The sequence below is a fragment of the Starkeya nomas genome (assembly GCF_902703545.1).
Classification (GTDB): domain Bacteria; phylum Pseudomonadota; class Alphaproteobacteria; order Rhizobiales; family Xanthobacteraceae; genus Ancylobacter; species Ancylobacter moscoviensis.
In genome coordinates this window covers 1,350,462-1,363,289 of the sequence record NZ_CACSAS010000001.1, presented here as the reverse complement: position 1 = coordinate 1,363,289, position 12,828 = coordinate 1,350,462, and the positions used below count along the sequence as shown (strand labels likewise).

General features: G+C 68.2%; 13 protein-coding genes and 1 tRNA gene. 3 read left to right on the top strand and 11 right to left on the bottom strand.

What is annotated here, in order from left to right; translation table 11 throughout:
- Window positions 1–94: 94 nt before the first annotated feature.
- Complete coding sequence (gene mdlC, locus STARVERO_RS06605; protein WP_159598302.1) at window positions 95–1,723, bottom strand: benzoylformate decarboxylase; 1,629 nt, start codon at window positions 1,721–1,723, stop codon at window positions 95–97.
- A gap of 132 nt (window positions 1,724–1,855) precedes the next feature.
- Window positions 1,856–1,931 (bottom strand) — tRNA-Lys (locus tag STARVERO_RS06600).
- A 235-nt stretch (window positions 1,932–2,166) separates the two neighbouring features.
- Here STARVERO_RS06600 and wrbA point away from each other — a divergent pair.
- Entirely contained in the window at window positions 2,167–2,766 is a 600-nt protein-coding gene (wrbA, locus tag STARVERO_RS06595; RefSeq protein ID WP_159598301.1) for an NAD(P)H:quinone oxidoreductase, read from the top strand.
- A 128-nt stretch (window positions 2,767–2,894) separates the two neighbouring features.
- Here wrbA and tgt read toward each other — a convergent pair whose 3' ends face one another.
- The 7 genes from tgt to gyrA form a co-directional block, all read right to left on the bottom strand.
- A complete protein-coding gene (gene tgt / locus STARVERO_RS06590; protein WP_144343541.1) occupies window positions 2,895–4,034 on the bottom strand; it encodes a tRNA guanosine(34) transglycosylase Tgt in 1,140 nt (379 codons plus the stop codon).
- Window positions 4,031–5,125: a tRNA preQ1(34) S-adenosylmethionine ribosyltransferase-isomerase QueA gene (queA, locus tag STARVERO_RS06585; RefSeq protein WP_159598300.1), complete on the bottom strand. Its 1,095-nt coding sequence runs from the start codon at window positions 5,123–5,125 to the stop codon at window positions 4,031–4,033. The genes tgt and queA overlap by 4 nt, the downstream gene beginning before the upstream one ends.
- A 98-nt stretch (window positions 5,126–5,223) precedes the next feature.
- Window positions 5,224–5,682 carry a peptidylprolyl isomerase gene (locus STARVERO_RS06580; protein ID WP_144343543.1) on the bottom strand — a complete coding sequence of 153 codons (459 nt, stop codon included), beginning with the start codon at window positions 5,680–5,682 and terminating at the stop codon, window positions 5,224–5,226.
- Between the two features lie 46 nt (window positions 5,683–5,728).
- On the bottom strand, window positions 5,729–6,295 hold the full coding sequence (locus STARVERO_RS06575) for a peptidylprolyl isomerase (protein WP_144343544.1): 567 nt from the start codon (window positions 6,293–6,295) through the stop codon (window positions 5,729–5,731).
- Window positions 6,296–6,336: 41 nt separating this feature from the next.
- Complete coding sequence (gene coaD, locus STARVERO_RS06570; RefSeq protein WP_144343545.1) at window positions 6,337–6,846, bottom strand: pantetheine-phosphate adenylyltransferase; 510 nt, start codon at window positions 6,844–6,846, stop codon at window positions 6,337–6,339.
- Between the two features lie 103 nt (window positions 6,847–6,949).
- Window positions 6,950–7,531 (bottom strand): LOG family protein, encoded by a 582-nt coding sequence (locus tag STARVERO_RS06565; protein ID WP_159598299.1) that lies wholly within the window; start codon window positions 7,529–7,531, stop codon window positions 6,950–6,952.
- Window positions 7,532–7,605: 74 nt separating this feature from the next.
- Window positions 7,606–10,383: a DNA gyrase subunit A gene (gyrA, locus tag STARVERO_RS06560; protein ID WP_200837715.1), complete on the bottom strand. Its 2,778-nt coding sequence runs from the start codon at window positions 10,381–10,383 to the stop codon at window positions 7,606–7,608.
- 305 nt (window positions 10,384–10,688) lie between these two features.
- Between gyrA and STARVERO_RS06555 the strand changes: the two genes are divergently transcribed.
- Window positions 10,689–11,315, top strand: coding sequence for a MarC family protein (locus STARVERO_RS06555; protein ID WP_159598298.1), 627 nt, complete (start codon window positions 10,689–10,691; stop codon window positions 11,313–11,315).
- Between the two features lie 9 nt (window positions 11,316–11,324).
- Here STARVERO_RS06555 and STARVERO_RS06550 read toward each other — a convergent pair whose 3' ends face one another.
- Window positions 11,325–11,723, bottom strand: coding sequence for a DUF2306 domain-containing protein (locus tag STARVERO_RS06550; RefSeq protein ID WP_159598297.1), 399 nt, complete (start codon window positions 11,721–11,723; stop codon window positions 11,325–11,327).
- Window positions 11,724–11,750: 27 nt separating this feature from the next.
- Complete coding sequence (ssb, locus tag STARVERO_RS06545) at window positions 11,751–12,308, bottom strand: single-stranded DNA-binding protein (RefSeq protein ID WP_144343549.1); 558 nt, start codon at window positions 12,306–12,308, stop codon at window positions 11,751–11,753.
- Window positions 12,309–12,604: 296 nt separating this feature from the next.
- On the opposite strand from ssb, the gene STARVERO_RS23350 reads away from it, so the two are divergent.
- Complete coding sequence (locus STARVERO_RS23350) at window positions 12,605–12,760, top strand: hypothetical protein (RefSeq protein WP_186291960.1); 156 nt, start codon at window positions 12,605–12,607, stop codon at window positions 12,758–12,760.
- Window positions 12,761–12,828 lie beyond the last annotated feature (68 nt).

Below are 12,828 nucleotides of genomic sequence, written 5' to 3'. Positions count from 1 at the left end.
ACCACAGAAGAGGAAACGGCGGTGCCGCGACGTCATCGTGTCACTTTTCCGCGCGCCGGCGGAAAAGCTTCCGTCGACGCGCGCAAGCTGGCGATCAGATCAGCGGCGGGATCGACGGATCGATCGGCACCTCGAAGAGATGCGGGCCGTCGCCGCCGAACGCCGCGGCGACCTTGGCCTTGAGCGCCGCGAGGTCGGTGATGCGCTCGGCCGTGCAGCCATAGCCCTTCGCCAGGGCGACGATATCGATGCCGGGAATGTCGAGGCCGGGCACGCCGGGGGTGTCCTCGAGCACCGCGAAGGATTTGAGGATGCCGTACTCGCCGTTACGCAACACGATGAAGACGATCGGCAGCTTCTCGCGGGCGGCGGTCCACAGCGACTGCACCGAGTACTGGAACGAGCCGTCGCCGATGACCATGATCACCGGCCGCCTGCGACCGGTGTCGCGCTCGCCGAGGGCGATGCCCACCGAGGCCGGCAGGTTCCAGCCGAGGCCGCCGCTGGCGAAGGTGAAGAAGGTCGCCGGCTCGGTGATCGGCCAGCGGCGGTGCAGGTCGGCGAGGTTGGACGGTGACTCCTCGACCAGCACGGCATGCGACGGCCGCACTTCGGCGAGCGCGGCGAACACCTCGGCGGCGGTCGGCACGGGACCTGTGGAGGCCTTCGGCTCGGCGGCCGGGTGCGGCGCCATGCGGTGCGAGAGTTTCGGGCGGCTCGCGCCGCTGGAGGCCCGGGCTTTCACCAGGTCGGCCAGCGCCCGCGTCGCCAGCACGGCGTCGCCGACCAGACTGTCGCCCACGGGCGCGCGGGCCGTCTCGGCCGGATCGTCGCTGATATGCAGCAGCCGCAGCCCGGCGGGCAGATACTCGCCGGCGACATAGGGGTAATAGCGGAACACCGGCGCACCGATCACAATGGCGACGTCATGGCCCTTCAGCCGCTCGGAAAGCGGGCCGATGGCGAAGGGAAGGCCGCCGACATAGAGCGGATGGTCTTCCGGGAACGGTGCCCGCTCGCTCGCCGGTGCCGCCCAAACGGTCGCGTCGAGCTTCTCCGCCAGCGCGACGGCGGCGGACCAGCCGTGCCCGCGATCGATGGCGGCACCGAAGATGAGCGCGGGATTAGCTGCGCGCGAGAGCAGGTCGGCGAATTCCTCCAGCCGGTCGAGATCGGGAGCGATGCGACGGCTCACTGTGCGCACCACGGCCGGGCCGTCGAACGGTTTGTCCCAGTCGTCGAGCGGGAGCGACAGGAACACCGGACCCGCCGGCGCCTGCACCGCGGTGGCGTAGGCGCGCATGAAGGCGGCGGGTACGTCCTCCGCACGCGCGGGCTCATAGGCCCACTTCACCCACGGGCGTGGAAGCTGGGTGGAGTCGACATTGGTGAGCCAGGGCTCCATCAGCAGCATTTCGCGCGTCTGCTGGCCGGCGGTGACGATGAGCGGGGTCTTGTTGAGGCTGGCGGTGATCAGATTGCCCATCGCATTGCCGAGGCCGGCGGCGGTGTGGACGTTCACGATGGCCGGCTTGCCGGTCGCCTGCGCATAGCCGTCGGCAATGGCAATGGCGGAGGCTTCCTGCAGCGCGAGGTGATAGGTGAAATCCGCCGGGAAGTCCTTGAGGAAGGTTTCCTCGGTCGAGCCGGGATTGCCGAAGAAGGTCGTCAGTTCGAGTTTCCGCAGAAGATCGTAGGTAACCGAACGTACCGTTGCACTCATTGCGCCTGCGCCCTTGGCCGGAATGGCCGGAGACGGGGATACCATCACCCCGCGGGGGCAGACTGTACCGGGATCGGCGGTGGCCGCAATTAAGGCCAGATACCTAGTCGATCCCGCTCGGAAGTTTGACGGTGGTGAGCCCGCTGGGACTCGAACCCAGGACCCCATGATTAAAAGTCACGTGCTCTACCGGCTGAGCTACGGGCTCCCACGGGAGGGGCATTAAGGGTTTCGTCCGGCGATGGCAAGACGCCCTGCCCTTTCATGCTGCCGCTTTCGGTGGATGCGCGAATGGAGGGCCAAGGACTTTCGCATTGCATGGATGCAAGACCGTCCTGTCGATCATACCGCTTCCGGTGTCGCCGGGGGCGGACTAGCTTTGCGCCACGAATTCAGGCGGGGCCCACGGAGCGGCCCGGCGAACCGATACAGGAGTCGATCCGATGGCCAAAGTTCTCGTTCTCTACTACTCGTCCTATGGGCATATCGAAGCCATGGCGGAAGCGGTCGCCGAAGGCGCGCGCGAAGCCGGTGCCGAGGTGACGGTCAAGCGCGTGCCGGAGACGGTGCCGCTGGAAGTCGCCCAGAAGGCGGGCTTCAAGCTCGACCAGAAGGCCCCGATCGCCACGGTCGACGAACTCAAGGATTACGACGCGATCGTCTTCGGTTCCGGCACGCGCTTCGGCACCGTGACCTCGCAGCTGCGCAGCTTCATCGACCAGACGGGCGGCCTGTGGTTCACGGGCGCGCTGGTCGGCAAGGTCGGCTCGGTGTTCACCTCCTCGGCGACCCAGCATGGCGGGCAGGAATCGACCATCCTCGGCTTCGTCCCGACCCTGCTGCATCACGGCATGGTCGTCGTCGGTCTGCCCTATGCCTTCCAGGGCCAGATGGGCGTCGACGAGATCAAGGGCGGCTCGCCCTATGGCGCGTCCACCATCACGGACGGCGACGGCAGCCGCCAGCCCTCCAAGGCCGAGCTCGACGGCGCCCGCTATCAGGGCAAGCACGTCGCGAGCATCGCCGCCAAGCTGCACGGCTGATCCGGCCGGACGACGTCATGCCCGGCCTTGTGCCGGGCATCCACGTCTTGACCGAGGGAAGTCGTGGATGGCCGGGCCACGCCCGGCCATGACGATTCCGGGGACGATTTCTGAGGGCCGAGCGGCGTTCAGAGCGCCGGTATGTCGCCGCGCGCCCAGCCTTCCTTCACTCCCGCCTTGAAGTCCTCGAACCGGCCTTCGGCGATGGCGGCGCGGATGCCGGCCGTCAGGCTCTGGTAGTAGGCGAGGTTCACCCAGGTCAGCAGCATGGATCCCAGCATCTCGTCCGAGCGGATGAGGTGGTGAAGATAGGCGCGGCTGTAGTCGCGCGCCGCCGGGCAGTCGCTTTCCTCGTCCAGCGGCCGGGAATCCTCGGCATGGCGAGCGTTCTTCAGGTTGATCTTGCCGAAGCGGGTGAAGGCCTGGGCGTGCCGGCCGGCGCGGGTCGGCATCACGCAGTCGAACATGTCGACGCCGCGCGCCACGCTCTCGATGATGTCGTCCGGCGTGCCGACACCCATCAGGTAGCGCGGCTTGTCGGCCGGCAGGATCGGGTTCACCACCTCCAGCATCCTCAGCATCACGTCCTGCGGCTCGCCAACCGCGAGGCCGCCGATGGAATAGCCGGGGAAGTCGATGTCGACGAGGCCGCGCGCGGATTCCTCGCGCAGCGCCGGATCGTCGCCGCCCTGCACGATGCCGAACAGCGCCCGCCCCTTCGGCTGGCTTTCGAACGCCTTCTTGGAGCGCTCCGCCCAGCGCAGCGACAGGCGCAGCGCGCGGGCGATCTCCTCCCGGCTCGCCGGCAGGCGCACGCATTCGTCGAGCTGCATCTGGATGTCGGAGCCGAGCAGGCCCTGGATCTCGACCGAACGCTCGGGCGTGAGCTCGTAATAGGAACCGTCGATGTGCGAGCGGAAGGTGACGCCGTTCTCGCTCATCTTGCGCAGCGCGGCTAGCGACATGACCTGGAAGCCGCCGGAATCGGTGAGGATCGGGTGCGGCCAGCGCATGAGTTCATGTAGGCCGCCGAGCTTCGCCACGCGCTCGGCGCCGGGGCGCAGCATCAGGTGATAGGTGTTGCCGAGCAGGATGTCGGCGCCGAGCTCGCGCACTTGGCTTGGATACATCCCCTTCACCGTGCCGGCGGTGCCGACCGGCATGAAGGCCGGCGTGCGGATGACGCCGCGCGGGGTGAGGACCTCGCCGAGACGTGCGGCGCCGTCGGTAGCCTTCAGGCGGTACTGGAATTCGGTCTGTTCGATCATGCGCGCGCTTTTGGCAGCAAAAGGCAGGCATCGCCATAGGAATAGAAGCGGTAGCCGTTCGCGATCGCGTGGGTGTAGGCGCGCTTCTGGCTCTCATGGCCGATGAAGGCCGCCACCAGCATCACCAGCGTCGAGCGCGGCAGGTGGAAGTTGGTGAGCATGCCGTCGATGAAGCGGAAGCGGTAGCCGGGCGTGATGAAGATGTCGGTCTCGCCACGCCAGGCGGCGAGCCGGCCAGCGTCCGAAGCGGCGCTCTCGATGAGGCGGGTCGCCGTGGTGCCGACGGTGACGACGCGCCCGCCGCGCGCCTTCACGGTGTTGAGCGCCTCGGCCGTCGCGGCGGAGACCTCGCCCCATTCCGCATGCATGCGATGGTCGGTGGTGTCGTCCGCCTTGACTGGCAGGAAGGTGCCGGCGCCGACATGCAGGGTGACGCGATGGGTCTCGACGCCCCGCTCCTCCAGCCGGTGGATCAGATCCGGCGTGAAGTGCAGGCCGGCCGTGGGTGCGGCCACTGAGCCTTCATAAGCGGCGAACATCGTCTGGTAGTCGCTGCGGTCCTGTTCGTCGTCCGGCCGCTTGGCCGCGATGTAGGGCGGCAGCGGGATATGCCCGACGGCGGCGACGGCCTCGTCCAGAGCCGCGCCCGAAAGATCGAAGCGCAGCGTGACCTCGCCGCCCTCCCCCTTCTCTTCCACGGTGGCGTCGAGCGAGCCGAGGAGGCAGGTATTGCCCTCCCCGCCGAAGGCGATGCGGTCGCCGGGCGCGAGCCTTTTGCCGGGGCGCGCCAGCGCCAGCCAGGTATCGGGGCCGACGCGCTTGTGGAGCATGGCTTCGACCCGCACGCCTTCGCCCTGCGAGGAAGTGCGGCGGCGGATGCCGTCGAGGCGGGCGGGGACGACGCGGGTGTCGTTCACCACCAGCGCGTCGCCGGGGCGGAGCAGCGCCGGCAGGTCGAAGACGTGTGCGTCGGTCAGTTCGGGCGCGTCGCCGGGGTGCACGACCAGCATCCGCGCCGCGTCGCGCGGCGAGACCGGACGCAGCGCAATCCGCTCGGGGGGCAGCTCGAAATCGAACAGGTCGACACGCATGGCAACGGAAACGATGGCGGTTGAAAAGGTGGCCTGGAAAAAGCTGTCCCGGAGCGCGCTCGCGCGCGTCCGGGACAGCGTTGTGGATGGGCCGGCGATCAGGCGGAGACGGTCGCCTTGACGATCTTGTCCGGGTTCTGCACCGGCTCGCCGCGCTTGATCTTGTCGACGTTCTCCATGCCCTCGATCACCTCGCCCCAGACGGTGTACTGGCCGTCGAGGAAGCCGGCGTCGGCGAAGCAGATGAAGAACTGGCTGTCACCCGAATCCGGGTGCTGGGCGCGGGCCATCGACACGGTGCCGCGCACGTGGCGGCCCTTGTTGAACTCGGCCTTCAGGTTCTTGCCCGAGCCGCCGCGGCCGGTGCCGGTCGGATCGCCGGTCTGGGCCATGAAGCCCTCGATGACGCGGTGGAACGGCACGCCGTCATAGAAGCCCTGCTTCGCCAGCTCGGCGATGCGCGCGACATGGCCGGGCGCGAGGTCCGGGCGGAAGCGGATCTTGACCGGCCCCTGCGTGGTTTCGAGCAGCAGCGTGGTCTCGGCGGTGTCGGTCATTTTCTCTCTCCTTCAGAATGCGGGGCGGCGTGCGGTGCTCGCGCGCTCACTTGACGTCGGCGGCGACCTTCATCGAGACGATCTTGTCCGGGTTCTGCACCGGCTCGCCGCGCTTGATCTTGTCGACGTTCTCCATGCCGGAGACGACCTGCCCGATGACCGTGTACTGGCCGTTGAGGAAGGAAGCGTCACCGAAGGTGATGAAGAACTGCGAGTTGGCGCTGTTCGGGCTCGAGGCGCGGGCCATGCCCACCGTGCCGCGCTTGAAGGGCACGTTGGAGAACTCGGCCGGCAGGTTGGGATAGCGCGAGCCGCCCGTGCCGTTGCCGTACTGTCCGTCGCCGGTCTGGGCCATGAAGCCTTCGATGACGCGATGGAACGGCACGTTGTCGTAATAGCCCTCGCGCGCCAGCGTCTTGATGCGCTCGGCATGCTGCGGGGCGAGGTCGGCGCGCAGGGCGAAGACCACCGGTCCCTTGGTGGTCTGCATGATGATGGCGTTCTGCGGATCGACATTCGGCGGCAGCTTGGGGGCCTGCGCCGCCGCCGGCGAGACCGCCGCGACGGCCAGCGCGCCGACGAGGGCGAAGGCGGCAATAAGGCTTCGGATCATCGATGGAACTCCGTTGAGCGAAGGCGGACCGCGGCCCGCCGCTAGCCGTCGCGCCCGAGCCGGGCCCGGAGCCGGGCCAGCACGGCGGGCGGAACGAAGGCGGACACGTCGCCGCCCATGGCGGCGATCTGCCTGACCAGAGTGGCGGTGATGGGGCGGGCAATGGGCGATGCGGGCAGGAAGACGGTCTGCACCCGCGGTTTCAACACCGCATTCATGCCGGCCATCTGCATCTCGTAATCGAGATCGGTGCCGTCGCGCAGGCCGCGGATGAGCAGGCCCGCACCCTGCGCCTCGGCGGCGTCGACCACCAAATTGTCGAAGGTCACGCAGTCGAAGCGCGCGCCCTCGGCGGCGACGATCGGCTCGAAGACCTCGCGCAGCATCTCCAGCCGCTCGGGCGCGCTGAACAGCGGCGCCTTCCCGGGATGGATGCCGACGCCGACCACGAGCCGGTCGACGAGACGGGCGGCGGCGCGCGCGACCTCGACATGGCCATTGGTCGGCGGATCGAACGAGCCGGGATAGAAGGCGGTGCGCGTGGCGCTCATGCGGAGCCTCTCGATGCGGGGCAAGGGTTAGCGGCCTCCCGCTGCGGACGCAAGCGATACGGTATATATGCGGTGTGCCCGCCGCCCCCGCCCGCCCGCCGGCTCAGCGCTCCTCGCGGCCGATCCATTTGGTGACCTGAGGCGCGCGATAGGCGCGCAGCCGCGCCAGCAGGGCAGACGGTTCGTCCGCGACCAGCAGCATGTCGCGATGCGCCGCGCGCATGAAACCCTCGCCGACCACGTGGTCGAGGAAGCCGAGCAGCCGGTCGTAATAGCCGGCGATGTTGAGCAGTGCGCAAGGCTTCTCGTGGCTGCCGAGCTGTGCCCAGGTCCAGATCTCGAACAGTTCCTCCAGCGTGCCGACGCCTCCGGGCAGGGCGACGAAGCCGTCCGCGAGCTCGGCCATCAGCGCCTTGCGTTCGTGCATGGAGCCGACGACGCGCAGGTCCGCCAAACCCTTGTGGGCGACCTCGCGCTCAAGGATGCCGCGCGGAATGACGCCGATGACCTCTCCACCGGCGGCGAGCGCCGCATCGGCCAGCCGGCCCATGAGCCCGACCGAGGCCCCGCCATAGACGAGGCCGATGCCCTCCCGTGCCAGCAGCGTGCCGAGGGCGACGGCGGCCTCGGCATAATCCGCCCGATGGCCGGCATTGGAGCCGAGAAAGACGCAGAGACGACGCATGGCGTGATCCTCAAAAAGCAACGGCGCCTCGATGGCGCCGTTCCCTCGTTGATTGGATGAGGACGGCGGGCCGATCAGTCCGCCGCTTCCTCGCCGAGGTCCTCGTCGCCCTCGCCTTCTTCCTCGTTCACGCGCTCGACCGAGACGACCTTCTCGTCGTCGGCGGTGTTGAACACGATCACGCCCTGGCTGCCGCGCCCGACGATGCGGATGCCGTTGACCGGGCAGCGGATAAGCTGGCCGCCATCTGTGACGAGCATGATCTGGTCGGCTTCCTCCACCGGGAAGGAGGCGATCAGCGGCCCGTTGCGGTCGTTGACCGCCATGGCGACGATGCCCTTACCGCCGCGCCGCGTCGTGCGGTACTCGTAGGACGAGGTGCGCTTGCCGTAGCCGTTCTCCGACAGGGTGAGGATGAACTGCTCGGCCGCGCTCATTGTGACGTAACGCGCCTGGTCGAAGCTGGCGGCGCCGGCCGCGGCCGCCTCGCCCTCCTCCGGCGCCTCCTCGACCTCGGCATCGGCGACATCCGCAACGTCCTCGGCCTCGGCGCCGTTCTGCGCACGGCGTACGGCATTGGCGCGCTTGATGTATTCGGTGCGCTCCTCGGCGGTGGCGTCGACGTGATGGATGATGGCCATCGAGATGAGGCGGTCGCCCTCCTCAAGCTGGATGCCGCGCACGCCCATGGAGTCGCGGCCCTTGAACACGCGCACCTCGGTGACGGGGAAGCGGATGCACTGGCCATTGGCACTGGTGAGCAGCACGTCGTCGGCCACCGTGCAGAGCTGGACGTCGGCGATCGCCTCGCCCTCCTCCAGCTTCATGGCGATCTTGCCGTTGCGGTTCACATTGGTGAAGTCGGACAGCTCGTTGCGCCGCACCGTGCCTCCGGTGGTCGCGAACATGATCTGTAGCCGGCTCCACGTTTCCTCGTCCGGCAGGGCCATGATGGAGGTAATGCGTTCGTCCTCGGTCAGCGGCAGGATATTGACCAGCGCCTTGCCGCGCGCCTGCGGCGCGGCGATCGGCAGGCGCCAGACCTTGAGCTTGTAGACCTGCCCCTTGGACGAGAAGAACAGCACCGGCGCATGGGTGGAGGCGACGAAGAGCCGGGTGACGAAATCCTCGTCGCGGGTCTGCATCGCCGAGCGACCCTTGCCGCCACGCCGCTGCGCCCGGTAGGTGGAGAGCGGCACGCGCTTCACATAGCCCGCATGCGAGACCGTGACGACCATGTCCTCGCGGGCGATGAGATCCTCGTCCTCGAAATCGCCTTCCGCCTCGGTGATCTCGGTCTTCCGGTCGGTGCCGAATTCGGCTTTGACCGTAATGAGTTCGTCCTTGACGATGGCGCGGATGCGCTCGCGGCTGGCGAGGATGTCGAGATATTCGCGGATCTCCACCGCGATCTTGTCGAGCTCGTCCGCCACCTCGTCGCGGCCGAGCGCGGTGAGGCGCTGCAGGCGCAGGTCGAGGATCGCACGGGCCTGCTCGGCCGACAGGCGGTAGGTGTTGTCCGCCGCCAGCTTGTGGCGCGGATCGTCGATCAGCGCGATCAGCGGCGCGACGTCCATCGCCGGCCAGTCGCGGGTCATCAGCGCCTCGCGGGCGGTCGCCGGATCCGGCGAGGTGCGGATGGTGTGGATCACCTCGTCGATATTGGCGACCGCGATGGCGAGACCGACCAGCACATGGGCCCGCTCGCGCGCCTTGCGCAGCAGGAATTTAGTGCGCCGGCTAACGACGTCCTCGCGGAAGGCGATGAAGGCGGTCAGCAGGTCGTGCAGCGTCATCAGCGCCGGCTTGCCGCCGTTCAGCGCCACCATGTTGGCGCCGAAGGAGGTCTGCAGCGCCGTCATGCGGTAGAGATTGTTGAGCACGACGTCCGCCTGGGCGTCGCGCTTGATCTCGAACACGACGCGCAGACCCTCGCGGGAGGATTCGTCGCGGATCTCGGCGATGCCTTCCAGCCGCTTCTCGCGCACCAGCTCGGCGATGCGCTCGATCATCGTCGCCTTGTTCACCTGGTAGGGAATCTCGGTGACGACGATGGCGTCGCGGTCCTTGCGCAGCTCCTCGATGGTGGCGCGGGAGCGCATCACGATGGAGCCACGGCCGGTCAGATAGGCCTGGCGGATGCCGCTGCGGCCGAGGATGAGCGCACCGGTCGGGAAGTCCGGGCCCTGAATGTAGTCCAGCAGCTTCTCGACATCGAGCGCCGGGTCGTCGATCAGCGCCAGGCAGGCATCCACCACCTCGCCGAGATTGTGCGGCGGGATGTTGGTGGCCATGCCGACGGCGATGCCGCCGGCGCCGTTGACCAGCAGGTTCGGGAAGCGGGCCGGGAGCACGGTCGGCTCCTGCTCGCGCCCGTCATAGTTGTCCTGGAAATCGACCGTGTCCTTGTCGAGGTCGTCCAGCAGCGTCATCGCCGGCTTGGCGAGGCGCACCTCGGTGTAGCGCTCGGCCGCCGGCGGGTCGCCGTCGATGGAGCCGAAGTTCCCCTGCCCGTCCACGAGCATCAGGCGCATGGAGAAGTCCTGCGCCAGACGCACCAGCGCGTCGTAGATCGCCTGGTTGCCGTGCGGATGGTACTTACCCATCGTGTCGCCGGTGACGCGGGCGGATTTGTTGTACGGCCGATCCGGCGTGTAGTTGTTCTCGCGCATGGAGAACAGGATGCGGCGATGCACCGGCTTCAGGCCGTCGCGCACGTCCGGCAGGGCGCGGGAGACGATCACGCTCATCGCGTAATCGAGATAGCTGCGCGACAGTTCTTCGGTGATCGAGACGGGCCGGATATCCGAAGGGCCGCCGCCCTCCGGCTTGATCGTATCGGAATCGGACAAGGAAACGACTTTCCGTGGTTGCGGAACAGGTGCACCTGTGTAGCCGATTCCGGTCGGAAGCGCCAGTCGGACGGCTTTTTCGGCGCCCTTAAAATCCGTTTAAAATCAAAGGATTGCGGGCAAGTTTCCACAACGTCGCTGGATCGTGGCGGAAGCATGGCGCCGGCGCCTCGCAAAGGGGCGGAAAAGCATGGTCCACGCGCCCGCTGGTGGGCCAGCGCCGGGTCGGAGGAAAGCCCCCTTGGCAGCCATGGCGCGGCGCGGTCTTATAGGGCGCGGACGGGCTTTCGGGGGCGGGCAGGATCGTGCTGGACTACGTTTTCTCGGCCGCGGTGACGATGCTGGTCGTCATCGACCCCATCGGCCTCGCGCCGCTGTTCCTTGCTGTGACCACCGATCTGACGGGCGAAGAGCGCCGGCTGGTGGCGTGGCGGTCCTCGGCCATCGCGCTCGCCATCCTCGTCGTCTTCGGCCTTGTCGGTGCGCCGCTGCTGGCGGCGCTGGGCATCACCCTGCCCGCCTTCCGCATGGCCGGCGGGCTGCTGTTGTTCACGATCTCCTTCGAGATGGTGTTCGGGCGCCGCACGGAGCGCAAGTTCGACGCTTCCGAGGTGGCCCAGCGCGAGAAGCTGCTGCGCACGCTGGCGGTGTTCCCGCTCGCCATACCGCTGATGGCGGGCCCCGGCGCCATCACCGCCATGCTGCTGCTCGCCGGCGAGGCGAAGGGCGATCCGGTGCGGCTGCTGGCGCTGCTCGTGATCACCCTGCTGGTGGTGGCGAGCTGTCTCGCGGTCTTCCGCGCGGCGGAGCGGATGGACCGCCTGCTCGGTGTCACCGGTAACGTCATCCTCTCGCGCCTTCTCGGCATCGTGCTGGCGGCGCTGGCGGTGCAGTTCGTGATCGACGGAATCCGCGCCGCCTTCCTCGCCTGATCGGTCGGCTCAATTGCCGAACAGCACCTGATGCATGATGCGGCCCGGCCAGAGGGTGAACAGCCCGGCCAGCACCAACCCGCCGAGGAACAGGCCCTGCATGCCCGCCGCGTGACGGGCGACGTCGTGGCGATGCGCGCGGAACAGCGCCCGCGGCAGCGCCCAGACGACGTAGAGCGAGAGAAGATGGATGGGCCCGAACGGCCCGAACCAGCGCATCTCGTGGATCCAGAAGGACGAGAGCGCGACCGTCGCCATCAGCGCCGCCCACAGCCAGCCGAGGCCGCGGTGCGGCAGCGTACCCTTGGGTGCGGCGAGTTGAACCGCTCCCAACGCCAGCGCCGCGAGGGCGGCGAAGGCATGGATGCGGATCGCCAGCGAGGCGTCGAGCAGCGGGGCGAGGGTCACGGGGCCCTGCGCGTCAGTCCCGGAACGTCAGAACGGGATCTCGTCGTCGAGGTCGCCGCCGCCACCTCCGCCGAACTTGCCGCCGCTGCTGCCACCACCCACGGCCGCCGCCGGCTTGCGGTCGCCGCCGAAGGAGCGCCCACCACCCGAGCCACCACCGAAGTTCCCGCCACCGGAGCCGAAATCGCTGCCGCCGGCGCCGTACTCGTCACCCCCTTCGGAGGATCCGCCGCTACGGCTGTCGAGAATGGTCAGCTCGCCGCGGAACGGACGCAGCACGACCTCGGTGAAGTAGCGCTCGGCGCCCGACTGGTCGGTGGCCTTGCGGGTTTCGAGCTGGCCCTCGATGTAAACTTTGGTGCCCTTGCGCAGATACTGCTCGGCCACGCGCAGCAGGTTCTCGTTGAAGATCACCACGCTGTGCCACTCGGTGCGCTCCTTGCGCTCGCCGGTCGCCTTGTCGCGCCAGGTCTCGGAGGTGGCGATGCGCAGGTTGCAGACCCGCCCGCCATTCTGGAACGTGCGCACCTCCGGATCGCGGCCGAGATTGCCGATCAGGATCACCTTGTTGACGCTGCCCGCCATCTTGTCCTCCGAAACAGTGGGACGCCCGCCGTGGCGCGCGCTTGCATAAGGGAACGCATCTTAAACCAGCCGCCGCCGGCCCGCGCCCCGCGCCGGGACCCTTGTCCACACCTTGCGCCGCGCGGCCTTCCACCCCGTACGCCCGGGAGAAAACGCCGGAACATCCAGTACAGCGATCGTTCTTGTTATGTTCCTAGCATTATGGTTAGGGTGGTGCAAGTGAACGAGTCGCGCATTGCACAGCGCGGGAGCGAGACTATGTTAGCGTTGCGTTCTCAAGGGAGCTTCGTCCCATCATGACCCAGTTGCGCAACCGTCCGCGCGCCCGCGCCATCGCCATCCGCGCCGAGGAAGCCCGTCAGGCGCTCGTCCGCCGCGCCATTCTCGCCGTAGCCGGCGGGATGATCGCGGCGGCCGGTCTCGCGGCGGCGCTGCACGGCGTCGGGGGCTGACTCCTCGCCGGGACGGGCGCCGCCCCGGAGATGCACCACCCGGCGTAGCCGCCCGTTAAAAACACCGG